Origin of the sequence: Nonomuraea sp. NPDC049758 (assembly GCF_040674635.1) — a bacterium.
Classification (GTDB): domain Bacteria; phylum Actinomycetota; class Actinomycetes; order Streptosporangiales; family Streptosporangiaceae; genus Nonomuraea.
On record NZ_JBFAMZ010000003.1, the window covers coordinates 161,024 to 183,631 of the forward strand.

27 protein-coding genes are annotated in these 22,608 nt (G+C 71.9%); 13 read left to right on the forward strand and 14 right to left on the reverse strand.

The window, feature by feature from the left end; genetic code table 11:
* Positions 1 to 107: 107 nt before the first annotated feature.
* Complete coding sequence (locus AB0J46_RS08815) at positions 108 to 989, reverse strand: helix-turn-helix transcriptional regulator (RefSeq protein ID WP_358284839.1); 882 nt, start codon at positions 987 to 989, stop codon at positions 108 to 110.
* A gap of 231 nt (positions 990 to 1,220) precedes the next feature.
* Between AB0J46_RS08815 and AB0J46_RS08820 the strand changes: the two genes are divergently transcribed.
* A complete protein-coding gene (locus tag AB0J46_RS08820; RefSeq protein ID WP_364328401.1) occupies positions 1,221 to 1,592 on the forward strand; it encodes an ATP-binding protein in 372 nt (123 codons plus the stop codon).
* Between the two features lie 32 nt (positions 1,593 to 1,624).
* On the opposite strand, the gene AB0J46_RS08825 is transcribed toward AB0J46_RS08820, so the two are convergent.
* Positions 1,625 to 2,251: a phosphoribosyltransferase family protein gene (locus AB0J46_RS08825; RefSeq protein ID WP_364328404.1), complete on the reverse strand. Its 627-nt coding sequence runs from the start codon at positions 2,249 to 2,251 to the stop codon at positions 1,625 to 1,627.
* 85 nt (positions 2,252 to 2,336) lie between these two features.
* Complete coding sequence (rsgA, locus tag AB0J46_RS08830; protein WP_364328407.1) at positions 2,337 to 3,434, reverse strand: ribosome small subunit-dependent GTPase A; 1,098 nt, start codon at positions 3,432 to 3,434, stop codon at positions 2,337 to 2,339.
* 343 nt (positions 3,435 to 3,777) lie between these two features.
* On the opposite strand from rsgA, the gene AB0J46_RS08835 reads away from it, so the two are divergent.
* Complete coding sequence (locus AB0J46_RS08835; RefSeq protein ID WP_364329592.1) at positions 3,778 to 4,266, forward strand: sigma-70 family RNA polymerase sigma factor; 489 nt, start codon at positions 3,778 to 3,780, stop codon at positions 4,264 to 4,266.
* Positions 4,263 to 4,985 carry a zf-HC2 domain-containing protein gene (locus tag AB0J46_RS08840; protein ID WP_358284830.1) on the forward strand — a complete coding sequence of 241 codons (723 nt, stop codon included), beginning with the start codon at positions 4,263 to 4,265 and terminating at the stop codon, positions 4,983 to 4,985. Before AB0J46_RS08835 ends, AB0J46_RS08840 begins: the two co-directional genes overlap by 4 nt.
* 54 nt (positions 4,986 to 5,039) lie before the next feature.
* Here AB0J46_RS08840 and AB0J46_RS08845 read toward each other — a convergent pair whose 3' ends face one another.
* Positions 5,040 to 5,381, reverse strand: coding sequence for a helix-turn-helix transcriptional regulator (locus AB0J46_RS08845; protein ID WP_364328411.1), 342 nt, complete (start codon positions 5,379 to 5,381; stop codon positions 5,040 to 5,042).
* Positions 5,382 to 5,450: 69 nt separating this feature from the next.
* Between AB0J46_RS08845 and AB0J46_RS08850 the strand changes: the two genes are divergently transcribed.
* A complete protein-coding gene (locus AB0J46_RS08850; RefSeq protein WP_364328414.1) occupies positions 5,451 to 6,449 on the forward strand; it encodes a zinc-dependent alcohol dehydrogenase family protein in 999 nt (332 codons plus the stop codon).
* A gap of 55 nt (positions 6,450 to 6,504) precedes the next feature.
* Here the strand turns inward: AB0J46_RS08850 and glyA are convergent, their stop codons facing one another.
* From glyA to AB0J46_RS08870, 4 genes are all read right to left on the reverse strand, one after another.
* The gene (gene glyA / locus AB0J46_RS08855; protein ID WP_352328178.1) at positions 6,505 to 7,758 is read right to left on the reverse strand and encodes a serine hydroxymethyltransferase; all 1,254 of its coding nucleotides are present in this window, start codon (positions 7,756 to 7,758) and stop codon (positions 6,505 to 6,507) included.
* 148 nt (positions 7,759 to 7,906) lie between these two features.
* Positions 7,907 to 8,839: a YihY/virulence factor BrkB family protein gene (locus AB0J46_RS08860; RefSeq protein WP_358284824.1), complete on the reverse strand. Its 933-nt coding sequence runs from the start codon at positions 8,837 to 8,839 to the stop codon at positions 7,907 to 7,909.
* A 58-nt stretch (positions 8,840 to 8,897) separates the two neighbouring features.
* The gene (locus AB0J46_RS08865; RefSeq protein ID WP_352363810.1) at positions 8,898 to 9,272 is read right to left on the reverse strand and encodes a YccF domain-containing protein; all 375 of its coding nucleotides are present in this window, start codon (positions 9,270 to 9,272) and stop codon (positions 8,898 to 8,900) included.
* Positions 9,273 to 9,326: 54 nt separating this feature from the next.
* Positions 9,327 to 10,091, reverse strand: coding sequence for a TIGR03084 family metal-binding protein (locus AB0J46_RS08870; RefSeq protein ID WP_364329595.1), 765 nt, complete (start codon positions 10,089 to 10,091; stop codon positions 9,327 to 9,329).
* 55 nt (positions 10,092 to 10,146) lie between these two features.
* Between AB0J46_RS08870 and AB0J46_RS08875 the strand changes: the two genes are divergently transcribed.
* The 6 genes from AB0J46_RS08875 (at position 10,147) to AB0J46_RS08900 (ending at position 13,829) form a co-directional block, all read left to right on the forward strand.
* On the forward strand, positions 10,147 to 10,272 hold the full coding sequence (locus tag AB0J46_RS08875) for a hypothetical protein (RefSeq protein WP_352328175.1): 126 nt from the start codon (positions 10,147 to 10,149) through the stop codon (positions 10,270 to 10,272).
* 67 nt (positions 10,273 to 10,339) lie between these two features.
* Positions 10,340 to 10,423 carry a putative leader peptide gene (locus tag AB0J46_RS08880; protein WP_311132608.1) on the forward strand — a complete coding sequence of 28 codons (84 nt, stop codon included), beginning with the start codon at positions 10,340 to 10,342 and terminating at the stop codon, positions 10,421 to 10,423.
* 103 nt (positions 10,424 to 10,526) lie between these two features.
* Positions 10,527 to 12,200 (forward strand): nitrite/sulfite reductase, encoded by a 1,674-nt coding sequence (locus tag AB0J46_RS08885; protein WP_364328419.1) that lies wholly within the window; start codon positions 10,527 to 10,529, stop codon positions 12,198 to 12,200.
* Positions 12,197 to 12,340, forward strand: coding sequence for an Insertion element protein (locus AB0J46_RS08890; protein WP_103955276.1), 144 nt, complete (start codon positions 12,197 to 12,199; stop codon positions 12,338 to 12,340). The genes AB0J46_RS08885 and AB0J46_RS08890 overlap by 4 nt, the downstream gene beginning before the upstream one ends.
* Positions 12,337 to 13,065: a phosphoadenylyl-sulfate reductase gene (locus AB0J46_RS08895; protein ID WP_358284820.1), complete on the forward strand. Its 729-nt coding sequence runs from the start codon at positions 12,337 to 12,339 to the stop codon at positions 13,063 to 13,065. The genes AB0J46_RS08890 and AB0J46_RS08895 overlap by 4 nt, the downstream gene beginning before the upstream one ends.
* Before the next feature lie 59 nt (positions 13,066 to 13,124).
* The gene (locus AB0J46_RS08900) at positions 13,125 to 13,829 is read left to right on the forward strand and encodes a sirohydrochlorin chelatase (RefSeq protein ID WP_364328423.1); all 705 of its coding nucleotides are present in this window, start codon (positions 13,125 to 13,127) and stop codon (positions 13,827 to 13,829) included.
* Positions 13,830 to 13,863: 34 nt separating this feature from the next.
* On the opposite strand, the gene AB0J46_RS08905 is transcribed toward AB0J46_RS08900, so the two are convergent.
* The 3 genes from AB0J46_RS08905 to AB0J46_RS08915 form a co-directional block, all read right to left on the reverse strand.
* Positions 13,864 to 14,562: a hypothetical protein gene (locus tag AB0J46_RS08905; RefSeq protein WP_364328426.1), complete on the reverse strand. Its 699-nt coding sequence runs from the start codon at positions 14,560 to 14,562 to the stop codon at positions 13,864 to 13,866.
* Positions 14,563 to 14,564: 2 nt separating this feature from the next.
* Positions 14,565 to 15,065 carry a SigE family RNA polymerase sigma factor gene (locus AB0J46_RS08910; RefSeq protein WP_352363802.1) on the reverse strand — a complete coding sequence of 167 codons (501 nt, stop codon included), beginning with the start codon at positions 15,063 to 15,065 and terminating at the stop codon, positions 14,565 to 14,567.
* A 71-nt stretch (positions 15,066 to 15,136) separates the two neighbouring features.
* Entirely contained in the window at positions 15,137 to 15,889 is a 753-nt protein-coding gene (locus AB0J46_RS08915) for a DUF1707 domain-containing protein (protein ID WP_364328429.1), read from the reverse strand.
* Between the two features lie 145 nt (positions 15,890 to 16,034).
* Here AB0J46_RS08915 and AB0J46_RS08920 point away from each other — a divergent pair, with 145 nt between their 5' ends.
* Positions 16,035 to 17,381, forward strand: coding sequence for an ankyrin repeat domain-containing protein (locus AB0J46_RS08920; protein WP_364328432.1), 1,347 nt, complete (start codon positions 16,035 to 16,037; stop codon positions 17,379 to 17,381).
* 89 nt (positions 17,382 to 17,470) lie between these two features.
* Here AB0J46_RS08920 and AB0J46_RS08925 read toward each other — a convergent pair whose 3' ends face one another.
* From AB0J46_RS08925 to AB0J46_RS08935, 3 genes are all read right to left on the reverse strand, one after another.
* A complete protein-coding gene (locus AB0J46_RS08925) occupies positions 17,471 to 18,241 on the reverse strand; it encodes a SigB/SigF/SigG family RNA polymerase sigma factor (RefSeq protein WP_358284809.1) in 771 nt (256 codons plus the stop codon).
* A 174-nt stretch (positions 18,242 to 18,415) separates the two neighbouring features.
* Positions 18,416 to 19,306 carry a maleylpyruvate isomerase family mycothiol-dependent enzyme gene (locus AB0J46_RS08930; protein WP_364328435.1) on the reverse strand — a complete coding sequence of 297 codons (891 nt, stop codon included), beginning with the start codon at positions 19,304 to 19,306 and terminating at the stop codon, positions 18,416 to 18,418.
* On the reverse strand, positions 19,306 to 19,857 hold the full coding sequence (locus tag AB0J46_RS08935; protein ID WP_358284805.1) for a sigma-70 family RNA polymerase sigma factor: 552 nt from the start codon (positions 19,855 to 19,857) through the stop codon (positions 19,306 to 19,308). The genes AB0J46_RS08930 and AB0J46_RS08935 overlap by 1 nt, the downstream gene beginning before the upstream one ends.
* Positions 19,858 to 20,014: 157 nt before the next feature.
* On the opposite strand from AB0J46_RS08935, the gene AB0J46_RS08940 reads away from it, so the two are divergent.
* Both AB0J46_RS08940 and glgX read left to right on the forward strand, forming a co-directional pair.
* Entirely contained in the window at positions 20,015 to 20,440 is a 426-nt protein-coding gene (locus tag AB0J46_RS08940; RefSeq protein ID WP_358284802.1) for an OsmC family protein, read from the forward strand.
* 33 nt (positions 20,441 to 20,473) lie between these two features.
* Positions 20,474 to 22,603, forward strand: coding sequence for a glycogen debranching protein GlgX (gene glgX / locus AB0J46_RS08945; protein ID WP_364328440.1), 2,130 nt, complete (start codon positions 20,474 to 20,476; stop codon positions 22,601 to 22,603).
* Positions 22,604 to 22,608: the final 5 nt, after the last annotated feature.

Genomic DNA, 22,608 nt, shown 5'->3' on the forward strand with positions numbered 1-22,608 from the left:
ATGCACGTGCATCCGCGTTTGCGCTGACCATACGACAGCACGACAGACTCCATGTACCGGATGACCAAAAATCCGACTATGGAGTGGATCACAGGAGTTTCAGCAGCTCATCCGGAAATGAGCTGTTCCAGAAAGCGCCGCGTCTGCTTCGGCTCCAGGGCCTGGATGCTCAGCCGGTCCATGACCTCCATGTAGTGGTCGGAGTCGGCCGGCTTGTCCAGATAGAGGGCGCTGGTGAGCTGCTCCATGTAGACCACGTCGGGCAGCTCGCGCTCGGGGAAGCGCAGGATGCTGAACGAACCGCCGGCCGCCGCGTGCCCGCCGCTCTCGAACGGCATCACCTGGACGGTGACGTTGCGCTCCTCCGTGGCGTCGAGCAGGTGGCGGATCTGCTCCCGCATGACGCCGGCCCCGCCGAGCCCCCGCCGCAGGACGGCCTCGTCGATCACGGCCCACAGCTTGAGCCCGCTCTCCAGGCGCTTCTGCCGGGTGGTGCGCAGGGTGACGCGGCGGTCGAGCTCGGGGTCGAGCGCCTTCTCGTTGCCGAGCCGGATCACGGCCTTGGCGTACGCGGGCGTCTGCAGCAGGCCGGGGACGAACTGGTTCTCGAACGTGCGGATGGCCGAGGCGGCCCCCTCCAGCCCGATGTAGACCTCGAACCAGCCGGGCAGCAGGTCGCCGTACTTGTGCCACCAGCCCGGCGCGTTGGCCTGCCGGGCCAGGGCGAGCAGCGGCTCGCGGTCGTCCGGGGCGGTGACGCCGTAGAGGGTGAGCAGGTCGGCGACGTCCCGCTGCTTGAAACTGACCTGACCGAGCTCAAGTCGGCTGATCTTCGCATGAGATGCGCGAATGGAGTATCCGGCATCCTCCCGGGAGATACCCTTCTCGGTACGGAGCCTGCGCAGTTGCGTACCCAGCAGGATCCGCAGCACCGTCGGGCTTCCCGGCGTGTAGCTGAGAAGCTTTCCCTCCGCGCTCTGTGCGCTCACTCGACCGCTCCTAGATCATCTGCACGTGCAGATGGTATTCGCATCGGTAAAACACGAAAAGTCTTGCATCACTACCCACACCCCGTAAAGATGGGCACTGGATCACCAGACCGCGCTTCGGGGGCCAGAATGACGACTTTCGACGCTCGGCCGCAAGCCGCCATCGGTTCCGGGCCACCAGGGTGGCTCGCCACCATTCTGGTGGATGGGCGCGCCGGAGAGTGCGACGCGGTGTTCCCCTTCCACGAGCGCACCGCGTTCGAACCGGCCTGCGTGGCGACGGCCCGGCGGTTCGTGGACCAGACGCTCACCTCGTGGGCCGCCGCCGACCTGGCCTACGACGTGCAACTGGTGGTCTCCGAGCTGGTCACGAACGCGATGCGGCACGGCGGCGGAGCCGTGCAGCTCCGGCTGCTCTTCCGCCGGCCCGAGCTGGCCTGCGTGGTGACCGACCACAGCCAGACCGTCCCGGTGGCGGCGCCGGCCGACGTGTTCGCCGAGTTCGGCCGCGGGCTTCGGCTGGTCGACGCGCTCTGCAGCGCGTGGGGCTGGTTCGCCCCCGGCGGCTCGCGGAAGCTGGTCTGGGCGGTCCTGTCCGCATAGACACCGGTACGAGCGACGCCGTCCGGTGCGGGTCACCTCCGCTCCAGGAGGTCGAGCACGTCGTCGTCGGTGAGCTGGTCGAAGTGCTCGTACCACTGGCCGACCGCCCTGAAGTCGACCGGGGTCAGCAGCACCACCACCTCGTCGGCCTCCGCACGCATCATCTCGACGGTCTCCGCGGCGCCGACCGGCACGGCCAGCGTCACCCTGGCGGGGCGGGCCGCGGCCACCGCGCGCAAGGCGGCCCGTGCCGTCCCGCCCGTGGCCAGGCCGTCGTCCACGACGATCACCTCACGTCCGGCCAGCGGCGGCAGCGGCCGGTCGCCCCGGTAGACCCGCACCCGCCTGGCCAGCTCGTGCCGCTCCCGCTCGACCACGTCGGCCATGTCCTCGGGCGTCAGGCCCAGCCGGTCGAGCATCGTCAGGTCGAACACCGGCTCGCCGCCCTCGGCGATCGCCCCCACGCCCAGCTCGGGAGCGGGCGGGTAGCCGATCTTCCGGGTGACGAGCACGTCCAGCTCGCCGCCGAGCCGGCGGACGACCGGCACGGCCACGGCGACCCCGCCGCGCGGCAACGCCAGCACGACGGGGTCGCGCACCTCCGGCAGCCGCTCGGCCAGCAACGCCCCGGCCTCGGCCCGATCCGCGAACACCTGCATGACCTGTGCATACCCGCACGACCGGCTCTACTCGCCTCCCTCCCGCACCAGCCAGGAGGAAGGCGAGAAAGCCGACCGGGGACGGTCAGGGGCGGTAGCGGCTGGAGCGGCGCATCTCCTTGTGGATGATCTTCCACTTGTTCTGCTGCTCCTTGCGCAGCCGCGCATCCGTGCGGGACGCCATCCACGCGGCCTCGCGCTGCAGCTTGCGCCAGCTCTGCAGCCGGCGTTCGGGCAGCTCGCCGTTCTCCATGGCGTCGAGGACGGCGCAGCCCGGCTCGCTCACGTGCCCGCAGTCGGCGAAGCGGCACCGCTCGGCCAGCTGCTCGATGTCGGCGAAGACGAGGTCGACGCCCTCGCCGATGTCGTAGAGGCCGATCCGGCGGATGCCGGGGGTGTCGATGATCAGGCCGCCGCCGGGCAGCGGGATCAGCTCCCGGTGGACGGTGGTGTGCCGCCCGCGCCCGTCGGCCGCGCGCACTTGCTGGGTGTCCATCACGCCGGTCTCGGCCAGCGCGTTGACCAGGGTGGACTTGCCCGCGCCGGAAGGCCCGAGCACGACCGCCGTACGGGAGCCGTGCAGGTAGCTGGCGGCCAGCGAGACCCCCTCCCCCAGCACTGAGGAGACGGCGTGCACGTCGACGCCCGGCGCGGCGGCGCGCACGTCGGCCATCAGCTCGTCGAGGCCCGCCTCGAACAGGTCGGACTTGGTCACCAGCACGACGGGCGTGCCGCCGGACTCCCAGGCCAGTGCCACCAGGCGCTCGATGCGGCCGAGGTCGGCGAAGTCGGTCGAGTGCATGGACGGCTCGGCCACGAAGACGACGTCGACGTTGGCCGCGAGCACCTGGCCCTGGCCGTCGCCGGACAGGCCGCCGGTCGAGTGGCGGCTCACGCCGCCCCGGATGAACGCGGTGGTCCTGGAGAGCACCTGGTCGAGCTCGTACCGGCCTTCGGGCAGCCATCTGAGCGCGACCCAGTCGCCGACGCACGGCAGGGCCACCGGGTCGTCGGCGGAGGAACGGCGCACGCGGGCGCCGTAGCGGACGTGCTGCTGACCGTCGGCCGCGATCACCTCGGCGGCGCCGCGGTCGACGCGGGCCACCCGCGCCGGGACGGTGTCAGCAGGAAGCTCGGCGGCACGCAGATCGGTCCAGCCGAGCAGGGAAAGGTCGTGAGACAAGACGGTGAAACCTTTGATCGAGAAGGAAACGGGCAGCTCAGACGAGGGCCCGGAGGTAGACGGACGACAGGCGGAACAGAACGACCCGCATAGCCCTCACCTCCTCGATCGGTTACGAATGCGACTCTAACCACCCTGTCCCGGCAGATGCAATCGCATTATGTTCGGCGATCCGTTGAACCCCGCCAGGGCGGCCGAGCGTACTCCCTCCCGACGGACGCGAGAAAGGGGAATGATGCGGATCAGCACGTATCCCCCGCCCTCGGCCGAGGGGACGGCCCCGGTGGGCAAGCCGCGCCTACGCCACCTGATGCGGCGGGTGCGACCGGACGACGAGGTGGTCGTGTCCGCGCTCTACCGGGAGTACCACCGGCCGCTGCTGGCCTTCGTGGTACGGCTGACGGCGGGCGACCGGCAGTGGGCGGAAGACGTGGTGCAGGAGACGATGATCCGGGCCTGGCGCAGCGCGGAGCGGCTGGACCCCGACTCGGTCTCGCTCATGCCCTGGCTCGCCACGGTGGCCAGGCGCATCGTGATCGACGACCGGCGGCGCAGGGAGGCGCGCCCGCCGGAATCGGGCGACGGGGCGCTGGACACCGTGCCGGTGCCGGACGAGCTGGAGGGGCTGCTGCGCCAGGTGGTCGTGTCGGAGGCGCTGAAGGCGTTGTCACCGGCGCATCGCGAGATCCTGAACGAGACGATCCTGCGGGACCGGTCGGTCAACGACGCCGCCGCCGCGCTCGGCATCCCGGTGGGCACCGTGAAGTCGCGGGTCTACTACGCGGTCCGCGCGCTGCGGGTCGCGCTGGAGGAGCGGGGGGTGACGGCGTGACCTCGCAAGTCGAGCACACCGACGTGGGCGCCTACGCCCTCGGCCTGCTGGAGGAGGACGACCGGCTGGCCTTCGAGTCCCACCTGCGCACCTGCCCCTCCTGCCGCTTCGAGCTGTCGGACCTGGCGGGGGTCGCGAGCGTGCTGCACGGCATCGGCCCCCTGGAGGACGCCGGCCCTCCTCCCCGTGAGGGGCAGGCCGGCGTGGTCGACCTGCTCCAGCGCAAGAAGGCGGCCGACCGGCGGGCCCGCAGGGGGACGTTCCTGCTCGGGATGGCCGCGGCGGTCGCCCTGGTGGCCGGCGGGCTGACCGTCGGCACGCAGCTCACCGGCGGCGGCGACCCGCCGCAGGCCATGGCGGGACGCGCCGACCACATGGGCCCGGCCGAGCAGTTCTACGCCGACGGCACGCCGATCGCGGGCAAGGGCGTCGGCGGGGTGTCGGGCGGGCTGGTGGTGGAGTCGAAGGGCTGGGGCACGCACGCGGCGCTCAAGCTGTCGGGGGTGAAGGGGCCGCTGGAGTGCGAGCTGGTGTCGGTGGGCAAGTCGGGCGAGCGGCGGGTGATGACCGGATGGTCGGTGCCGGCGCCGGGTTACGGCGTGCCGGGCTCGCCGGCCCCGCTCTACATGCACGGCGGCAGCGCGACCCCGCTGGCGGAGATCGACCGCTTCGAGGTGGTCACCAGGACGGGCACGACGCTGCTCACCGTCAGGACCTGAGGTCGCGGACCCGCGTGAGGCCCTTCCGCCGCGGGCGGGAGGGCCTCGCCGCGTTCAGGCGGACGCGCGGTCGGCGGTGACGACGGCGTCGAGCAGACCGGGGAACGCCTGGTCGAACTCGGCCCTGCGCAGGGTGTTCAGGCGGGAGGTGCCGGCGTAGTGCTGCCGGATGAGGCCGGCCTCGCGCAGCACCCGGAAGTGATGGGTGGCGGTGGACTTGCTCACCGAGATGTCGAACCCGCCGCAGCTGATGTCGCCGGCGGCGGTGGCGAGCTGGGTGACGATGCTGCGCCGGACCGGGTCGACGAGGGCTTCGAGAACCCGTTGCAGGGTGACTTCGCGCAGGTCGGGGTGGTCCGGGGTGCGGTCGGCGTCCATGGGTCCATAGTACGACATCCATCGAAGTTTGACGGCAGTCGTACTTCGGCGGTTGAATGGCGGCCTCTGACGCGGAAGGACGATGTGATGACCAGGACGGTGCTGTTCCACGAGCTCGGCGGGCCCGAGGTGCTGGAGCTGGCGGACGTGGCGGCCGGCGAGCCGGGGCCCGGCGAGGTGCGGATCCGGGTGGACGCGATCGGCCTCAACCGGGCCGAGGCGCTGTTCCGCAGCGGCCACTACATCGAGCCTGTACGGAGTTTCCCCGCCCGGCTGGGCACCGAGGCCGCCGGGGTGGTCGAGGCGGTGGGCGCGGGCGTCACCGGGTTGCGGACCGGGCAGCCGGTGAGCACGGTGCCGGCGTTCTCGCAGAACGACTACGGCGTGTACGCCGGGCGGGCGGTCGTGCCGGCGGCTGCGGTGCTGCCCCGTCCGGAGGGGGTGGGCCCGGTGGAGGGCGCGGCCGTGTGGATGCCGTACGTGACGGCCTACGGCGCGCTGGTGGAGGTGGGCGGGATGCGTCCCGGGGACACGGTGGTGCTGAACGCCGCCTCCAGCAGCGTGGGCCTGGCCGCCATCCGGGTCGCCGACCGCATGGGCGCCACGCCGATCGCGCTCACCCGCACCGCGGCCAAGAGGGAGGCCCTGCTGAAGGAGGGCGCGGCCGAGGTGATCGTCACCGAGGAGGAGGACGTGACCGAGCGGGTGCTGGCGGCCACGGGCGGGCGCGGCGCGGAGTTCGTCTTCGACGCCGTGGCCGGGCCGGGCGTGACGGACCTGGCCAGGGTGGTCGCCCCCGAGGGGCTGCTGCTGGTGTACGGCGCGCTGAGCGGCGAGCCGACGCCCTATCCGGGGATCGACCTCGGCATGCCGGCGCTGAACATGCGGACGTACACGATGCACGAGACGACGCGGGTGCCCGAGCGGCTGCGGCGGGCGGCGGCGTTCGTGGCGTCGGGGCTGCGCTCGGGGGCCTTCCGGGCGGTGGTGGACCGCACGTTCGACCTGGAGGAGATCGTGCGGGCCCACCGGCACCTGGAGTCGAACGCGCAGTTCGGCAAGATCGTGGTGACGGTCCGGCACTGACCGTCCGGCCGCCCGCCGCGAGGGGCGGGACGGGCCGGACGGGCGGGCCGTGGGATCAGGACAGGCCGGGGGCGGGGAACTGGGCGGTCAGCTCGCTGACCTCGTGGTGGACGCGGGTGATGACGTCCTCGGCGTCGCCCTTGGCCAGGGCCGTGACGACCTCGTCCATCCAGGCGCCGATCTGCCGCATCTCGGCCTCGCCCATGCCGCGCGAGGTGACCGACGGGGTGCCGATGCGGATGCCCGACGGGTCGAACGGCTTGCGGGTGTCGAACGGCACCGCGTTGTAGTTGGTCTCCAGGCCGGCCCGGTCGAGCGCCTGGGCGGCGGGCTTGCCGCCGATGCCCTTGGGCGTCAGGTCGAGCAGGATCAGGTGGTTGTCGGTGCCGCCGGAGACCAGGTCGAAGCCCCGGCTGGACAGCTCCTCGGCCAGCGCCTTGGCGTTGGCGACGACCTGGTGGGCGTAGTCGCGGAAGGACGGCTGGGCGGCCTCGTGCAGCGCGACGGCGATGGCGGCGGTGGTGTGGTTGTGGGGGCCGCCCTGGAGGCCGGGGAAGACGGCCTTGTTGAGCGCGGTGGCGTGCTCGTCGCTGGTGGCCATGAGCATGGCGCCGCGCGGGCCGCGCAGCGTCTTGTGGGTGGTCGTGGAGATCACGTCGGCGTGACCCACCGGGGACGGGTGGGCGCCGCCCGCGACCAGGCCGGCGATGTGCGCGATGTCGGCCGCGAGCACGGCGCCGACCTCGCGGGCGATGGAGGCGAAGCCCTCGAAGTCGATCGTGCGCGGGATCGCGGTGCCGCCGCAGAAGATCAGCTTCGGCCGGTGCTCCAGGGCCAGCTCGCGGACCTCGTCGAGGTCGACGCGGCCGGTGTCGCGGCGCACGCCGTAACGGACCGGGTTGAACCACTTGCCGGTGGCCGAGACCGACCAGCCGTGGGTCAGGTGGCCGCCGAACGGCAGGCCCATGCCGAGCACGGTGTCGCCGGGCTGCAGGAAGGCCAGGTAGACGGCCAGGTTGGCGGGCGAGCCCGAGTACGGCTGGACGTTGGCGTGGTTGACGCCGAACACGGCCTTGGCCCGCTCGATCGCCAGCGTCTCGATCTGGTCGATGACCTGCTGGCCCTCGTAGTAGCGCTTGCCCGCGTAGCCCTCGGAGTACTTGTTGGTCAGCACCGTGCCGGTCGCTTCGAGCACGGCCTTGGACACGTAGTTCTCGGACGCGATCAGCTTGACGGTGTCGGCCTGGCGGCGCTCCTCCGCCTTGATGAGCTCGGCGAGCTGCGGGTCGGCGCTAGCAAGAGAACTCATGACTCCCCTGTCATCATTGACAATTGGCGAAGACCCAGGCGCTCGGCCTCCGCTCCCGGTTGATTCGCTCCCTGGTGGTCGATCCCACCGAATGCGCCAGTCGCGTCGCCCTAGACGATAGCGGATGCGCAACCGGCCGCTCGTCCGGCTACTTGGTCCGGCTCACACCCGGCCAGAGCCGGTCGACCTCGGCGTTGAGGATGGCTCCGATGAGCACGGCCAGGGCGGTGATGTACAGCCACAGCAGCAGCGCGATCGGGGCGGCCAGGGAGCCGTAGACCGACACCGGCGAGAACCAGGCCGCCAGCACCGCCCGCAGCACGGCGGCGCACACGATCCACAGGAACAGGGCCAGGATCGCCCCGGGCAGCTCCCGGTACCACTTCGTCCGCACCGGCACGCTGACGTGGTAGAGCACGGTGAGGAACAGCACCGAGCCGCTGATCACGACGGGCCAGTAGAGGATGTCGATGAGGATGCCGTACTCGCCGGGGAGGGCGTCCTTGAGCAGGGTGGGGCCGATGACCAGGATCGGCATGACGATGATGCCGATGATCAGGCCGACCACGTAGAGGCCGAACGACATCAGCCGGGTGCGGATGATGCCGCGCTCCTCCCCCAGCCCGTACGCGACCGAGATGAGGTCGACGTAGACGTAGAGCGCCCGCGAGCCCGACCACAGCGACAGCAGGAAGCCCAGCGAGATGATGGACACCTTGTTGGCGTCGTCCCTGAGCACGTCGGTGATGAGCGGGTTGATCACCTTCTTGACGGCGTCGTCGGTGAACAGCAGCCCGGCCTGCTCGATCACCCAGCTCTTGACCTCGGTGACGACGCCGCCGCCGAGCCAGGTGCCGAGCTTGCCCAGCACGCCGATCAGGCCCAGCACGAACGGCGGCAGCGACAGCAGCGCGAAGAACGCGGCCTCGCCGGCCAGGCCGGTGACCCGGTAGTTGACACCGGCGTTCGTGGCCGCGCGCACGATCGCCCACGACTTGGTGTCGAGCACCCAGTTCAGCCTGGCCCGGGCGTTCGAGGCGAGCCGCCTCCTGGACCGGGAAGGCGCATTGGTGGACGTCATGGCACCCAACGGTATTTCGCAGTGACTCTCCGGGACAGCTTACGTCCCGGCTCCTGCCCTAGTCGTTGTCCACGATGCGCGCGCCCAGCGGGAGGAGGGAGACGGGGATCAGCTTGAGGTTCGCGATGCCCATGGGGATGCCGATGATGGAGATGAACAGCGGGATCGAGGTGACCACGTGCCCGATCGCCAGCCAGATGCCCGCGACCACGCACCAGATCACGTTGCCGATGAGGGAGAAGACGCCGGCGTCGGGATCGCGCACGACCGTACGGCCGAACGGCCACAGAGCGTAGGCGGCGATCCTGAACGAGGCGATGCCGAACGGGATGGTGACGATGAGGATGCAGCAGATGATCCCGGCCACGGCGTAGCCGATCGCCAGCCAGATGCCGGCGAACACGAGCCAGATGACGTTCAGAATGGTCCGCATGCTCACAGCATGTCACCGGCCGTGCCGCCGACGTCATCCGGTACGACCCTGAACTTACCCTGACCTGGGCGGCCGCCCGCTCCCCGGCGGCCCGGCGAACGCCTGGGCGATCTCCATCCAGGCGCGGGCGGGCTCGCCGACCGGCTCCAAGGCGGTGTCCGACAGGTGCACGCGCTGGGTGACGAGCAGGCAGAAGTCGAGCATCGGGCCGCGCACGGCGGCGGGCGCGTCCGCGGGGCCGGCGGTCCACAGGTCGCCGCCTGGGGTCGTGAGCTCGACGCGTACCGGCCCGGCGGGCTCGGGCAGACCGCGGGCGGCGAAGCTGTAGGGCCGGGCGCGGACGCCGAGCAGGGCCACGTGCCGCAGCCGCTCGGTGGGCTCCCGGGCGACGCCGAGCGCGTCGGCCACGTCCTGGCCGTGGGCCCAGGTCTCCATCAGGCGCGCGGTGACGAAGGACGCCCCCGACATCGCCGGCCCGAACCACGGCACCCGCACGCGCGCGCCGAGCGTCGCGAACGCCTCCAGCGACCGGGCCCGGGACGCGCGGAACCAGGCGTGCAGCTGCCCCGGCGGCAGGCCGCGCGCGGCCTCGGCGAGCTCGTCCACCGAGCCGGCCCGCGCGGCCAGGGCACGGAAGCCGTCGGGGTCGGTGACCGACACCACGGCGGCGTCGTCGAACCAGGCCAGGTGGCTCACCTGGTCGCGCACCGCCCACCCCGCGGCGGGCGTGGGCGTCTCCCAGTCGGCGGGGCGCAGCGGCGCCAGCAGCGCCTCCAGGGAATCGCTCTCGGCCCGGAGGTCGGCCAGCAGTCCGGCCATGAGGTCCACGCGCGCCAGCCTAACCCGAACAACGTTCTGGGAGAATAATCGAGACGTGATCTGCGAGAGCTGCAAGGACAAGCGTCACGACGACTGCCGCGGCGGCTCCTGGTGCGACTGCCAGCACCAGAGCGAGGAGCGGCCGCAGGAGTCGCCGCTCGACTGGCCGCGCCAGGGTTAGGAGCCCGCGGAGTCCAGACTCTGGACCCCATCTTGGACATCCGGGATCTCCGGAGTATCTTCAAGGTATGCCAGCGGACCCCATGCTCGTCGGTCGACGCCACGTCGACCTTCAGCGTGTCCGCAGTGCCATCTGTTGCGACGCCCGCTAACTCATCTTCTTTACCGCAGAGCGCGTCGCACCCACCTGAACCCCTGCACTCGATGACGAGGCAGGAGGAACGCTGCGCGCGCCCACAAAACGAAGGACGCGCAATGAGCACCCCTGCCAGCCGGCATCACAAGCGCCCGCGCGGCGAGGGCCAATGGGCCCTCGGTTACCGGGAACCGCTGAACAAGAACGAAGAGAACAAGAAGAACGACGACGGGCTCAACGTCCGCCAGCGCATCATCGACATCTACGCCAAGGGCGGCTTCGACTCGATCGACCCCGCCGACCTGCGCGGGCGGATGCGCTGGTACGGCCTCTACACCCAGCGCAAGCCCGGCATCGACGGCGGCAAGACCGCGGTCCTGGAGCCGGAGGAGCTCGACGACCGCTACTTCATGCTCCGTGTGCGCATCGACGGCGGCCAGCTCGACCTGCGCCAGCTCCGCACGATCGCCGACATCGCCAACGAGTACGCGCGCGGCACGGCCGACCTCACCGACCGGCAGAACATCCAGCTCCACTGGATCGAGATCGAGTCGGTGCCCGACATCTGGGAGCGCCTGGAGGCCGTCGGCCTGTCCACCACCGAGGCGTGCGGCGACACCCCGCGGGTGATCCTGGGGTGCCCGCTGGCCGGCATCGACGCCGAGGAGGTGCTGGACGCCACCGACGACATCCAGTCGATCAACCGGCAGTTCATCGGCAACCCCGAGTACTCCAACCTGCCGCGCAAGTTCAAGAGCGCGCTGAGCGGCTGCCCGGCCCACTGCACGGTGCACGAGATCAACGACGTCGCCTTCGTCGGCGTCGTCAACGAGCACGGCGAGGCGGGCTACGACCTGTGGGTCGGCGGCGGCCTGTCCACCAACCCGATGCTGGCCAAGCGCCTCGGCGTCTTCGTCAGCCCCGACCGCGTCGACGACGTGTACGCGGGCGTGATCGGCATCTTCCGCGACTACGGCTACCGGCGGCTGCGGCACAGGGCCCGGCTGAAGTTCCTGGTCAACGACTGGGGCGTGGAGAAGTTCCGCGAGGTGCTGGAGACCGAGTACGTCAAGGAGAGCCTGCCCGACGGCCCGGCGCCCACCCTGCCGCGCGGCAGCCGCCGCGACCACGTGGGCGTCTACCCGCAGAAGGACGGCAACTTCTACGTGGGCTTCGCGCCCAAGGTGGGCCGCCTCGACGGCGACAAGCTCCACGTGATCGCCGACATCGCCGAGCGGCACGGCTCCGGCCGGGTGCGCACCACCGTCGAGCAGAAGATGGTCGTCCTCGACGTCGCGCCGGACCGGGTGGAGTCCATCGTGGCCGAGCTGGAGGCCAACGACCTGCAGGTCAACCCCTCCACGTTCCGCCGCCAGACGATGGCCTGCACCGGCATCGAGTACTGCAAGCTCGCCATCGTCGAGACCAAGGCCACCGCCGCGCACCTGATCGACGAGCTGGAGCGGCGGCTGCCCGACTTCGAGCAGCCGCTCACCATCAACGTCAACGGCTGCCCCAACTCCTGCGCCCGCATCCAGGTCGCCGACATCGGCCTGAAGGGCCAGCTCGTCGTGGACGAGAACGGCGACCAGGTCGAGGGCTACCAGATCCACCTGGGCGGCTCGCTCGGCGTGAACTCCGGCTTCGGCCGCAAGGTGCGCGGCCTGAAGACCACCGCCAAGGCCCTGCCCGACTACGTCGAGCGCGTGGTGAGCAACTACGACGCCCAGAAGAAGGAGGGCGAGTCCTTCGCCGACTGGGTGCAGCGCGCGGACGAGGCGGACCTGAAATGACCACGCGAGCGGTCCCCTTCCACTGCCCGTACTGCGGTGACGAGGACCTGGAGCCCTACGAGGGGGACGGCGGCTGGTACTGCCGCGCCTGCGCCCGCGCCTTCAAGCTGAAGTTTCTCGGAATCGGAGTGAAGATATGACGCTCGTCGACATCGAGGTGGGTCTGCGAGATCAGCGTGGCACCCTTGACCTGCAGGACATCGTCGAGTCCGCCGCCACGTTCCTTGAGGGCGCCCCGGCCCGGGAGATCATCCGGTGGGCCGCGGCGACGTTCGGCGACCGGTTGTGCCTGACGTCCTCCATGAGCGACGCCTTGCTCATCGACCTGGTGAGCCGCGTCAAACCGGGCGTGGACGTGCTGTTCATCGACACCGGCTACCACTTCGCCGAGACGATCGGCACCCGTGACGCCGTGCGGCAGGTCTATGACGTCAACGTGATCGACATCAAGCCGTCCAGGACGGTCCAGGAGCAGGATCGCGACCTCGGGCCGCGCCTGTTCGGCCGCAACCCCGACCTGTGCTGCTACCTGCGCAAGGTCGAGCCGCTCAACCGGGCGCTGGAGCCGTACCTGGCGTGGATCTCCGGCATCCGCCGGGACGAGTCGTCCAGCCGTACGGACACCAAGGTCGTCGAGTGGGACGCCAAGCGCCAGATGGTGAAGGTCAACCCGATCGCCGCCTGGACGCAGGAGGACGTCGACAACTACATCGCCGACAACGGCGTGCTGATCAACCCCCTGCACTACGACAACTACCCCTCGATCGGCTGCGCGCCGTGCACGCGCCAGGTCGCCGAGGGCGAGGACCCGCGCAGCGGCCGCTGGGCGGGGCTGGGGAAGGTCGAATGCGGCATTCACCTGTGATCCCCGGCAGGGGCCGCGTCCCGTTGGCAGACGGGCCGGCCCCCGGGCGCGTGCCACTGGTGGCGGTCGCGCACGGGTCGCGCGACCCGCGCGCCGCCGCCACCGTGGCCGCGCTGCTGGACCGCGTGCGCCTGGCGCGTCCCGACCTGCCGGTGCGGGTGGCCTACCTCGACCACTGCGCGCCCACGCTGGGGCAGGCGCTCGACGGGCTGGGTGAAGCCGTGGTGCTGCCGCTGCTGCTCACCGAGGCCTACCACAGCCGGGTCGACCTGCCCGCCGCGCTCAACGAGGCCCGCGCGCGCGATCCGCGCCTGCGGGTCCGCTACGGCACGACGCTCGGGCCGCACCCGCTGCTGCTGCCGGCGCTGGAGCGGCGGCTGGCGGAGGCGGGCGTGCCGACCGGCGACCCCGAGACGGCGGTCGTGCTGGTCTCGGCCGGGTCGAGCGACGCCAGGGCCAACGAGGTGATCGCCGGCATGGCCCGCGCCTGGCGGCGCGCCGGCTGGTGGACGGTGACCGCGGCCTACGCCTCGGCCGCCGGGCCGAGGCCCGGGGAGGCCGTCGCGCGGCTTCGGGCGGCGGGCGCGCCGCGCGTGGCCGTCGCCCCCTACCTGCTGGCTCCCGGCTTCTTCGCCGACCGGATCCGCCGGGCCACCGCCCCGGCCGTCTGCGCCGACGTGCTCGGCCCGGCGCCGGAGCTGGTGGACGTGCTGCTGGAGCGGTACGAGGCGGCCCTGCGCGAGCGCCTGCCCGTGGCCGGCTGAGCCCTCAGCACCGGGCTCTCAGCACTGGGGGCCCTCAGCACTGGGCCGTGATCACGCCGGTCCTCGGATCGACGCTGACCACGTTGGGCCGGCACGCGCGGGTGCGGGCGTCCACCACCGTCAGCCGCCACTCGCCGGGGTAGGACGCGGTCCTGGCCAGCAGCAGCTCGGCGCTCGCGGCGGTCACCGGGCCGGTGCCGACGTCGGCGGCTTTCACGACGGCGGCGCTCAGCTCGTTCACGCCGTCGCGGGCCGTGGCGTCGCCGAACCAGCCGGGCGGCTGCCGGACCGTGGGCCCGCACGCGCCGGTGGCGACCAGGTCGCCGTTGAGCCAGACCAGCCCGTAGCCGCCCGACGGGCAGGTGAGGGCGAAGGACACCTTCCCGGCCTTCGACTCGAAGGTGAACGTCTCCCGCCTGCCGCCCTGGGTGTAGCCGTGGAAGAGCGGCGGCCGGGGCTGGGCGCGCGTCGGCGCGGGCTGGGCCAGGGCGCCGGCCCACACGTCCCCGGCGGCGGGGGCGGACACGGGAACGGGCCGGGCGTCCACGGTGAGCACCGTGACGGCCGTGACCGTCAGGGCCGCCGCCGCCACCGAGGCCGCCGCCCGGCCCCGGCGCCGCCGGATGCGGCGGACGCGGGCGTCCACGTCGGCCAGCCGCACCCCGCCGGGGGGCGCGTCGGCGGTGTCGTGTTCGAGCAGGTCGCGCAGGTCATGCAGTCGCTGTTCCGTCATCGTCAGCTCCCCGTCTCCGCCGCGGCCCTGGCCGCGGGGTCGAGCCGCAGCTTGGCCAGCGCGCGGCTGGCCTGGCTGCGTACGGTGGACACCGAACAGCCCACGATCTCGGCGATGGCCTCGTCGGGCAGGTCCTCGAAGTACCGCAGCACGACCACGGCCCGCTGCTTGGCCGGGAGCGCGGCCAGGGCGGCCCTGAGCGCGTCCCGGGTGCCGAGCCCGGCCGTGTCGTCCGCTTCCTGGGGGCGGTCCGGGAGCTCGCCCGTGGCCACCTCGCCCCGCCAGCGCCGCCGCCACCAGGAGGCGTGCGTGTTGGTCAGGATGCGGTAGACGTACGGGTCGGGGTTCGCGCCGACCCGCCGCCAGGCCAGCCAGGCCCTGGCCAGCGCGGTCTGCGTCAGGTCTTCGGCCGTGGCCCAGTCGCGGCACAGCAGGTACGCCGTCCTGAGCAGGCGGGCCGAGCGCTGCTCGACGTATCGCTCGAAGTCGGCACGATCCCGCATCGAGGGGTCCTCACTGTCCGGTGATGTTCACCGATCACTACGCCGAAGACCCCCGCCCGCGTTGCACGGCCTCAGTAACCCCCATGGTCGCGGCGGCGGTCGCGGCGCTCGCGCTCCAGGGCGCGGTGCTCGTCGCGGATCTGCCGGCCGACCTCGCGGGCGTCGTCGCGCATCTGGCGGCCGACCTCGCGCCAGTCGTCGCCGTGCAGCGCCCGCCAGTGCTCCCGCCAGGCGGCCAGGCCGCGCTTGACCGGCTGGGCGCGGGAGTCGCCGAGCACCTTGACGTCGCCCATCACGGCGTAGGCGCGCACCCGGATCACCGGCACGTTCATGCCGGGGGCCGCCTCCAGCACGTCGACCTTCTTGTCGCCCATCACGGCGACGCCGTCGAGGTCGACGTTCACGCCGTCGGGCACGATGATCTTGACGTCGCCCATCACGGACACCGCCGTGACGTCGACCACGTCCGTGCGCACCTCGGCCTCGCGCAGGTCGAGCAGCACGTCGCCCATGACGGCGACCGCGCCGAGCTCCTGGTCGATGCGCCAGGTGCCGCGCCGCTTGGTGTCGCCCATGATGCCGACGAACCAGCGCCGCTTGCCGCCCTCGCGGGCCGGGGCGGGCGTGGGCGCGGGCCCGCGGCCCACGGGCAGATCCTGGGTGAGCAGGGCGAGCTCGGCGTGCGTGGTCGCGGTGTAGGCGGCCTCGGTACGGTCGGTCAGCTCGGCGAGCGTGAGCCTGCCCTCGACCGAGGCGACACGGAGCTGTTCCACGACGGCCTCGCGCTCGGCGTCCGACGCGCGCACCTCACCCGGATCTGTCATAGACGCAACATATCGCGTCTTGGGCCGGTTGGGGCTCCTCCCCTGGGAGGAACATCCGTACACCCTTGGATGGGTCCCGCGGCCTACAGACCGCCCGTCAGCGTGCTCCGGCGACCGCGGGCTGCGAAGACGCTAGGGTCCTGTCATGCATGAGGAACAGCTCTATCGCGCGGCGTTGAACGGCGAGACCGAGACCGTGGGCAAGCTGCTCACCGGCGGCGCCGACCCCAACAAGGCCAGCGAGGGCGAGGAGGCCGGGCTGCCGCTCTGCGCGGCCGCCGCCTGGGACCGCGTCGAGGTCGCCGAGGCGCTGCTGGCGGCCGGGGCCGACGTCAACGGCCGCGAGACCGGCGGCTGGACGGCGCTGCTCTGGGCCGCCGCCAACGGCCACGCCGCGACCGCGGGCGTGCTGATCGAGGCCGGGGCCGAGATCGACGCGGCCAACGACGACGGCGACACCCCGCTCACCCTGGCGGCCAGGCGCGGGGCGCTGGGCGTGGTCCAGACGCTGCTGGAGGCGGGCGCCGACCACGAGAAGTTCGACGGCGACGGCGACAGCCCGCTCGACATCGCGGCCGACTGGGTGGGCGTGCACCTGGAGTCCGCGCTGCTCGACCAGATCGCCCAGGAGGGCTGGGAGTACGTCGTCGGCCGCCAGTACGCCAAGGACGGCACCGAGCTGGTCACCGTGGCCGGCCGCTCCCCCGACGGCTCGCAGACCGAGCAGGTGCAGGCCCAGCGGGGCCACGCCGCCGTGGCGACCGTCCTGGAGGACGCGGCGGGCGTCCACACGCCGGTCGACCAGCTCGTCGCCAGGGCCGTCGCCCACCGCGACGTCGACGAGGACGCCGAGACCTGGTGGATCGTGGCCGACTCGCTCGGCCGGCGGGCCGACGACGAGACGTACGAGGCCCTGTCCCGGCTGTGCGTGAGCGAGGACGCGCGCGAGCGGGAGTTCGGCGTCGACGCGATCGCCCAGTTCGGGTTCGCCGACGGCGAGAAGCCCTACCTCGACCGCACGCTGGCGCTGCTGCAGAAGATGGTGACCACCGAGGGCAACCCGCAGGTGCTGCGCTCGGTGCTGGCCGCACTGGGCCACCAGGGCGACCCGCGGGCGCTGCCCGCCGTGCTCGACATCATCGGCCGGCCGGGCCACAAGCGCACGATGACGGACGCCATCGCGCTGGCCGACGTCCTGCCCGCCGACCACGAGGAGGGCCTGTCGCTGCTCATCGAGATGTCCCGGGACGAGGAGGCCGAGATCCGCGACTGGGCCACGGCCGGCCTGGCCGGGCTGTCGGCGGACACGCCCCGCATCCGGGAGGCGCTGGCCGACCGGCTGGCCGACGCCGACCTGCGCACGGTGGCCGAGGCGGCGCGGGGGCTCGCGGCGCGCGGCGACGAGCGGGCCGAGCAGGGCGTCAGGCGGGTGCTGGAGGAGAGCGACGACGACTACGCCAGAGACCTCGTCACGGGGCTCGGCGGGGAGTGACCCTGTCGCCCCCGGCGGCCCGCCCGCTGGGCGGGGCCGCCGGGGGCCCGGGGTTCTGGCCCTGGAGCAGGGGCCGCCCGCCCACCCGGTCAGTCCGACAGGGCGGTGCGGAGCTGGTTCAGCACGGCGCGCAGGATGCGGGAGACGTGCATCTGCGAGATGCCGAACTCGGCGGCGATCTCCGACTGGGTCATGTTGCCGTAGAAGCGCATCAGCAGGATGTTGCGCTCCCGCGACGGCAGGGCGTCGATGAGCGGCTTGACGGAGTACTTGCCGAGCAGCGTGTCCAGCGACTCGTCCTGCGAGGGGAGGAAGTCGCCGAGGTCGGCGCCGTCGTTGTCGCCGCCGACGGGGGCGTCCAGCGACAGGGCGCTGTAGGCGGTGGAGGCGTCCAGGGTGAGCAGGACGTCCTCCTCGGTGATGTTCATGTGCGCGGCGAGCTCGGAGACGGTGGGCGAGTGGCCGAGCGTCTGGGTGAGGTCGGCCGTGGCCTTGTTGAGCTCCAGCCGGCGCTCCTGGTAGACGCGCGGCACCTTGACGGCCCAGGTGCGGTCGCGGAAGTGCCGCTTGACCTCGCCGACCATCGTGATCATGGCGTAGCCGCGGAACTCGTGGCCGAGCTCGGGGTCGAAGCCGTTGATGGCCTTCATCAGGCCGACGTACGCGGCCTGGCGCAGGTCCTCCATCGGCTCGCGCTGGTGGCGGTAGCGACGGGTGACCTCGGTGACGAGGGAGTCGTACATGGTGACGACGCGCTCACGGATGCGGGCCTTGTGCTCGTCCGAGGCTTCCGGCCTGTTCATCTCAGCCAGAAGCTGTTCGGCGGTCATTTCGTCGAGTGCGATATCCAGGACGGCCATCTGAGTAGCTCCATATGCCCGATGGCGGCTCTGTCCATGGAAAAAGCCCAGGCAGAGGCACGCCACGTTTGAACGTGAGTTGAAGCCCTCTGCTGGACTTCGGATCAAAGGATTCCCTATGAATCCCGATTTATCACTCTATATTAGGTCACAGATCGATCACAGCTTACCGGCTCACGGCCCCGACAGGGCGGGAGCCGTGGTCAGGACGTCGCGGGCCAGCGCGAGGTCGCCCGTCAGCTCGGCGGGGAAGGCGTCCGGCTCGCCCCTGCCGCCCAGCAGGAAGCAGAACGCGACCACGTCCGCCGTCACGTGGGCGTCCGGCGTGCCCGGGGCGGTGTCGGTGACGCCGAGCGGGATGCGCCAGTCGCCGCCGCCCGCGCCGGTGAGGGTGAGGCGCAGGGTGCGGCCGGAGCCGTCCAGGCCGGACAGGAGCATCGTCCAGGGCAGCAGGCGGGCGCACAGGTCGGCCGTGGGGCGGATGTGCTCGGGCACCGGGTCGGGCAGGCGCACCCCGGCCGTCGCGGCGGCGTCGGCGGCGTGCACCCACGTCTCCAGGCTCCTGGCCAGGACGTGGTCGCGCACGACCGTCTCCATGCCGTCCACCGTGGCCGGGGTGGCCGGGTCGAGGCCGTCCAGGTGGCGGCAGAGGGCGTCGGCCTGGGCCCGCCAGTCGCGCCTGGTCTGCTCGGGGCCGCGGGCCCGCTCGTACGCCTGCACGTCCGCCGTGCGGCCGGCCGCGTCCCGGGCGGCCAGCGGCGGGCCGAGCACGGGCGCGCCGACGGAGGCGGCCAGCAGGCCGTCCTTGGCGGCCAGGTGGGCGACGAGCTCCTGGAGCGTCCAGCCCTCGACGATGACGCGCGCCCAGTCGTCGTCCGCGGCCGAGGCCAGCAGCGCGTCCATGGCGGCGACGCGGCCGGCGTACGGCAGCGCCCAGCCGGCGGTCGGCGCCGCGGGGCGGCGGCGGGCCCTGGCCCCGGCCAGGAGCTGCGGGCGCAGGGAACGGACCGGCACCGCCGGGTCTTCCATCAACGTGTCCAGATACAGGCGCTCGACAGGATCCATCACGCTTCTTCCTCCGCCAGCGCGTCGGCCAGGCGCCGCAGCGCCAGCCGGATGCGCGACTTGGCCGTGCCCTCGGGCACGCCCAGCTCCTCGCTCACCTGCCGGTACGTCCGGCCGCCGAAGTAGGCCAGCTCCACCGGCCGGCGCAGCCCCTCGGGCAACGACGTCACCGCCTGCCGCACGCGCTCGGCCTCCTCGGCGGCCAGCACGGCCTCCTCCAGCCTGGCGGGCTCGCGTTCGAACAGCCGCGGCCCGAGCGCGGAGACGCGGCGGCGCTCCTCGGCGCGCACGTGGTCGACCGCGCGGCGGTGGGCGATCGTGGCCAGCCAGGCGCGCAGCGGGCCGCGTCCGGGGTCGTAGGCCAGCGGGCGCTCCCAGAACACCAGGAACACCTCCTGCGTGATGTCCTCGGCGATCACGCGGTCCCTGGTGACCCGTAAGGAGAGCCCGAAGATCAGGGCGGACAGCCGATCGTAGACCTCCCCCAGCGCCGACTCGTCGCCGCCGACCACCCGCTGGTGCAGCAGGCGGTCGTCGTACGGTGCCTCCACTGGCACCACACTCCCGTGGTCCGGACCGAGGCGGGCGGGTGCGCCGCGACCCGAGCATGTCACCATTCGCCGGAAATGTTGAGGCGGACGCCCCCGCCACCCGCTCCGCGGCCCCGCGATAGTGTCGAACGGACGACGACCGGAGGGATCACCCGTCATGGCCACCACCCGCACCGCCACCACGCAATGGAAGGGCGCCCTGCTCGACGGCTCGGGCACCGTCTCGCTCGACAGCTCGGGCGTGGGCACGTTCGAGGTCTCCTGGCCCTCCAGGGCCGAGGCCGCGGGCGGCCGCACCTCCCCCGAGGAGCTCATCGCCGCCGCCCACTCCTCCTGCTTCTCCATGGCCCTGTCGCACGCCCTGGCCGGCGCCGGCACGCCGCCGGAGTCGCTGCGCACGAGCGCGGACGTGACGTTCCAGCCGGGCGAGGGCATCACGGGCATCGTGCTCACCGTGCAGGGGCACGTTCCGGGCATCTCGGCCGAGCAGTTCCAGGAGGCCGCCGCGACCGCCAAGGCGAACTGCCCGGTCAGCAAGGCGTTGGCGGGCACCACGATCACCCTGAAAGCCGAACTCCTCTAACAGGGACGCATTCGCGTGCGACAATTGGGTCACATGCGCGAGGTCTGGCCGGGCGAACCCTATCCACTCGGCGGCACCTGGGACGGCGTCGGCACCAGCTTTGCCGTGTTCTCCGAGGTCGCCGAGCGGGTCGAGCTGTGCCTTTTTCACGACGACGACAGCGAGGAGCGGGTGCCGCTCCCGGAGGTCGACGGCTTCGTCTGGCACGGCTACCTGCCGGGGATCCAGCCGGGCCAGCGGTACGGCTACCGCGTCCACGGGCCGTACGAGCCGTCGCAGGGGCGTCGCTGCGACCCCTCCAAGCTGCTGCTCGACCCCTACGCCAAGGCCATCGACGGTGAGCTGACCTGGAACGAGGCGCTGTTCCCCTACTACTTCACCGATCCGTCGGTGCGCAACAGGGAGGACAGCGCCCCGTACATGCCGAAGAACGTGGTGATCAACCCGTTCTTCGAGTGGGGCAACGACCGGCCGCCGCGCATCCCGTACCACGAGACGGTGATCTACGAGGCGCACGTGCGGGGGCTGACCATGCGCCACCCGGGCGTGCCGCAGGACCTGCGCGGCACGTACGCCGGGGTCGGGCACCCGGCGATCATCGAGCACCTGCTGTCCATCGGCGTGACGGCGGTCGAGCTCATGCCGGTGCACCACTACGTGCCCGAGCACTTCCTGGTGGCCCGGGGGCTGACCAACTACTGGGGCTACAACACGATGGCCTACCTGGCCCCCCACGGCCGCTACTCCGGCTCGGGCACCCGCGGCCAGCAGGTGCTGGAGTTCAAGGCGATGGTGCGGGCGCTGCACGAGGCGGGCATCGAGGTCATCCTCGACGTGGTCTACAACCACACCGCCGAGGGTGACCACATGGGCCCCACGCTGGGCTTCCGGGGCATCGACAACGTCAACTACTACCGCCTGCACGACGGCGACCGGCGCTACTACCTCGACTACACCGGGTGCGGCAACTCGCTCAACGTGCGCTCGCCGCACGCGCTGCAGCTCATCATGGACTCGCTGCGCTACTGGGTGCTGGAGATGCACGTCGACGGCTTCCGCTTCGACCTGGCCTCGGCCCTGGCCAGGGAGCTGCACGACGTCGACCGGCTGAGCGCGTTCTTCGACCTCATCCAGCAGGACCCGGTGATCTCGCAGGTGAAGCTGATCGCCGAGCCCTGGGACGTCGGGCCGGGCGGCTACCAGGTCGGCAACTTCCCGCCGCTCTGGACGGAGTGGAACGGCAAGTACCGCGACATCGTGCGCGACTTCTGGCGGGGCACCAACTCCGCGCTCCCCGAGTTCGCCTCCCGCCTGACCGGCTCGGCCGACCTGTACGAGTCCTCCGGCCGCCGCCCGGTGGCCTCGATCAACTTCGTCACCTGCCACGACGGCTTCACCCTGACCGACCTGGTCTCCTACGACCACAAGCACAACGAGGCCAACGCCGAGGAGAACCGCGACGGCACCAACGACAACCGGTCCTGGAACTGCGGCGCCGAGGGCCCGGTGGAGGACCCGCACATCGTCGCCCTCCGCCGCCGCCAGCGCCGCAACTTCCTGACCACGCTGTTCCTGTCGCAGGGCGTGCCGATGCTCTCCCACGGCGACGAGATCGGCCGCACCCAGCGGGGCAACAACAACGCCTACTGCCAGGACAACGAGCTGGCCTGGATCGACTGGTCGATGCTGCACGCCGAGTCCGACCTGCTGGAGTTCGTCAAGACGTTGTCGAAGCTGCGCCGCGAGCACCCGGTCTTCCAGCGCCGCCGCTTCTTCCACGGCCGCCACCCCGACAACGGCAAGCGCGACCTGGTCTGGCTGACCCCGGGCGGCAAGGAGATGACGGCCGGCGACTGGCACACCGGCTACGCCAAGTCGCTGATGGTCTACCTCAACGGCGAGGCCATCACCGAGCCAGGCCCGCGCGGCGAGCGGATCGTGGACGACTCCTTCCTCCTGCTCGTCAACGCCCACCACGAGAACCTGTCGTTCACGCTGCCGGGGCCGGAGTTCGGGGCCGAGTGGCTGCCGGTGCTCGACACCTGTCACGACGTGGTGGAGGAGGCGTTCGGCGACGAGCGGTGGCGGGCGGGCGACCTGGTGGCGGTGACCGGCCGGTCGTTCCAGGTCCTGCGGCTGCCCAGGGAGCCGCAGACGCCCTAGCTCCA

Excerpts from the sequence above, each read along its gene's own strand:
- AB0J46_RS08925 (WP_358284809.1), bottom strand. The coding sequence starts at position 18,241 with ATGGCCGTCCTGGATATCGCACTCGACGAAATGACCGCCGAACAGCTT.
- AB0J46_RS08920 (WP_364328432.1), top strand. The coding sequence starts at position 16,035 with ATGCATGAGGAACAGCTCTATCGCGCGGCGTTGAACGGCGAGACCGAG.
- AB0J46_RS08930 (WP_364328435.1), bottom strand. The coding sequence starts at position 19,306 with ATGGATCCTGTCGAGCGCCTGTATCTGGACACGTTGATGGAAGACCCG.
- AB0J46_RS08905 (WP_364328426.1), bottom strand. The coding sequence starts at position 14,562 with ATGACGGAACAGCGACTGCATGACCTGCGCGACCTGCTCGAACACGAC.
- AB0J46_RS08845 (WP_364328411.1), bottom strand. The coding sequence starts at position 5,381 with ATGTCGTACTATGGACCCATGGACGCCGACCGCACCCCGGACCACCCC.
- AB0J46_RS08870 (WP_364329595.1), bottom strand. The coding sequence starts at position 10,091 with ATGGCCGGACTGCTGGCCGACCTCCGGGCCGAGAGCGATTCCCTGGAG.
- glyA (WP_352328178.1), bottom strand. The coding sequence starts at position 7,758 with ATGAGTTCTCTTGCTAGCGCCGACCCGCAGCTCGCCGAGCTCATCAAG.
- AB0J46_RS08940 (WP_358284802.1), top strand. The coding sequence starts at position 20,015 with ATGGCCACCACCCGCACCGCCACCACGCAATGGAAGGGCGCCCTGCTC.
- AB0J46_RS08895 (WP_358284820.1), top strand. The coding sequence starts at position 12,337 with ATGACGCTCGTCGACATCGAGGTGGGTCTGCGAGATCAGCGTGGCACC.
- AB0J46_RS08860 (WP_358284824.1), bottom strand. The coding sequence starts at position 8,839 with ATGACGTCCACCAATGCGCCTTCCCGGTCCAGGAGGCGGCTCGCCTCG.
- AB0J46_RS08850 (WP_364328414.1), top strand. The coding sequence starts at position 5,451 with ATGACCAGGACGGTGCTGTTCCACGAGCTCGGCGGGCCCGAGGTGCTG.
- AB0J46_RS08825 (WP_364328404.1), bottom strand. The coding sequence starts at position 2,251 with ATGCAGGTGTTCGCGGATCGGGCCGAGGCCGGGGCGTTGCTGGCCGAG.
- AB0J46_RS08915 (WP_364328429.1), bottom strand. The coding sequence starts at position 15,889 with ATGACAGATCCGGGTGAGGTGCGCGCGTCGGACGCCGAGCGCGAGGCC.
- AB0J46_RS08890 (WP_103955276.1), top strand. The coding sequence starts at position 12,197 with ATGACCACGCGAGCGGTCCCCTTCCACTGCCCGTACTGCGGTGACGAG.
- AB0J46_RS08885 (WP_364328419.1), top strand. The coding sequence starts at position 10,527 with ATGAGCACCCCTGCCAGCCGGCATCACAAGCGCCCGCGCGGCGAGGGC.
- AB0J46_RS08865 (WP_352363810.1), bottom strand. The coding sequence starts at position 9,272 with ATGCGGACCATTCTGAACGTCATCTGGCTCGTGTTCGCCGGCATCTGG.
- glgX (WP_364328440.1), top strand. The coding sequence starts at position 20,474 with ATGCGCGAGGTCTGGCCGGGCGAACCCTATCCACTCGGCGGCACCTGG.
- AB0J46_RS08910 (WP_352363802.1), bottom strand. The coding sequence starts at position 15,065 with ATGCGGGATCGTGCCGACTTCGAGCGATACGTCGAGCAGCGCTCGGCC.
- AB0J46_RS08880 (WP_311132608.1), top strand. The coding sequence starts at position 10,340 with ATGCCAGCGGACCCCATGCTCGTCGGTCGACGCCACGTCGACCTTCAG.